Source organism: Streptomyces sp. SA15 (assembly GCF_002291145.1).
In the GTDB taxonomy this organism is placed as follows: domain Bacteria; phylum Actinomycetota; class Actinomycetes; order Streptomycetales; family Streptomycetaceae; genus Streptomyces.
Genome location: NZ_NTGE01000134.1, coordinates 1 through 1,985 on the forward strand (window position 1 = coordinate 1; position 1,985 = coordinate 1,985).

Sequence of the window (1,985 nt, forward strand, 5' to 3'; positions counted from 1 at the left end):
GGACGGAGCCGGGGCGGGGCGGCGCCCGTGCGGGGCGCCCACGTCGTCGACCTGTTCCCGCCGCCGCATCCGGCGCTCAACTGGGGCGGCGAGGACCTGCTGAGCGAGCTGCGCGCCGTCGATCCCACGGCCTCGGGCACGTCGGTCGCCGGGGAGCCCGCGGATCCGGCCGCCCTCGTCGACGGGATCGTGCGCGTGTCCCGGCGCGCGCCGCTGGTCGTCGCCACCTGCGACGCCGGGCTGCATCCCTGGCAGCGGCAGCTGCGGGACGCCCTGCTGGCCCGGCGGCCGGACGCGATACGCGTGGCCACCGGGCTGCCGGAGGACGGTGGCCTGTGCTCCTACGGGCGCGGGCGGGTCAATCTGCGGGCGCTGGCGGAGGCGCTGGCGGGCGCGTGAGGCTCATGGCAGCCGTACTTCGTAAGCCTCATGGCAGCCGTACTCATGGCAGCCGTACGACGTCCTTGATCCCGCGCGCCGCCAGGTACTCGGCGTCCTCCGCCCGCGCGGCCAGGACCACCGCCGGGCGGACGCCCTCCGTGCGCAGCCGCATCCACGCCTCGAAGTACGCGCCGCCCGGACCGGACACCGACCGGGTGTCCGGCGCGCAGTCCAGGACCAGGGCGGTGTCGCGCGGCTGCGGGGACGGCGGCTGTGCGCGCAGGTCGGCGACGGTCTCGGCGAGGGCGTCGGCGATCGGCTTGGCGCGGCCGGCCGAGTCGAACAGGCCCAGGGTGTACTCCAGTTCGGGATAGTCGGCCAGGGAGCGGTCCACGTCGTGGGAGCACCACCACGTCACGCCCCACAGCGTCGCGCACCCGGCCGCGTTCCGTACGGTGGCCCGCGCGAACTCCGGTGCGTCGGCGGCCGGGATGTGCGGCTCCGGGGCGCCCGTCTCCTGGACCCAGACGGGCCGGTCCGGGTCCTCGGCGTACGCCGTGGCGAGTTCCGTGCCGTACTCGGCGAGGTGCAGCACCTGCGGGGAGCGGGGGCCGTAGCGGCGGGCGCAGTCGCCGGAGAACACCCACGGGTGCACGGTGGTCAGGTCGCCCTTGCGGGCCGAGGCCTCGGGGGTGAAGGGGTGGTCGTCGCCGTACCAGGCGGCGTCGTAGGCGGAGTGCGTGGCGAGGTGGCCGGGGCGCAGGCCCTCGCGGGTGGCGGCCAGCAGGGTGTCGAGGTAGTGGTCCACCTGCGCGACCGTCGCCGGGTTGTGCTCGACCAGGTTGTTGAGCTCGTTGCCGAGTTGGAGGCCGAGGAGGTTCGGGCGGTCGGCGAGGGCGTGGCCGAGGGTGCGGAGCAGATCGGCCTGGGCCGCGATGGCCTCGGGATCCGTGAACACGTTGCGGTGGTGCCAGCTGCGGGTCCACTCCGGGTAGAAGTCGAAGCTGGACAGGTGGCCCTGCACGCCGTCCACGAGGACGTCGAGGCCGGCTTCGGCCGCCAGGTCGACGAGCCGCACCAGCTGGTCGACGGCAGCGGGGCGGATGAGCGTGCGGTTGGGCTGAAGCAGTGGCCAGAGGTGGAAGACGCGGACGTGGTCGAGGCCGAGACCGGCTATCCGGTCGAGATCCTCGCGGGCGTGCGCGGGGTCGAAGTCGTGCCAGGAGTGGAACCAGCCGTGGCGGGGTGTGTAGTTGACGCCGAAGCGGAGCGTGTGGATGGGATCCTCCCCGGGCTGACCTTGTGCTGCGCGAATGTATGAACCACCATAGTCAGTGATGGGCAATGATTTGAACCAGAATCCGGATGGCGGGGGCGACGAGCTCGACGAGCTCGTCGTCGGCCTCGACGCGGGCGGCACCCGCACGCGTGCCGTGCTGGCCGTCGCCGAGGACGGGCGCCCGCTGGGCGAGGGCGCCGCGGGACCCGGCAACGCCATGACCGTGCCGGTGCCGCGGCTCACCGACCACCTGGCCGAGGCACTCGCCCGAGCGGTACCCGAGGAGGCGCGCGGCAGGGTCGTGGCGGTGGCCGGTGGCTTCGCT

General features: G+C 74.1%; 1 protein-coding gene and 2 pseudogenes. 2 read left to right on the plus strand and 1 reads right to left on the minus strand.

The genetic code is table 11. The features are described from left to right. A pseudogene (locus CLM62_RS31655) lies at nucleotides 1–399 on the plus strand (sugar hydrolase); the annotation flags it as partial. Between the two features lie 43 nt (nucleotides 400–442). On the opposite strand, the gene CLM62_RS31660 reads toward CLM62_RS31655, so the two are convergent. After that, entirely contained in the window at nucleotides 443–1,696 is a 1,254-nt protein-coding gene (locus CLM62_RS31660) for a cellulase family glycosylhydrolase (RefSeq protein ID WP_095753327.1), read from the minus strand. 22 nt (nucleotides 1,697–1,718) lie between these two features. Between CLM62_RS31660 and CLM62_RS31665 the strand changes: the two are divergent. After that, nucleotides 1,719–1,985: pseudogene (locus CLM62_RS31665) on the plus strand (ATPase); the annotation flags it as partial.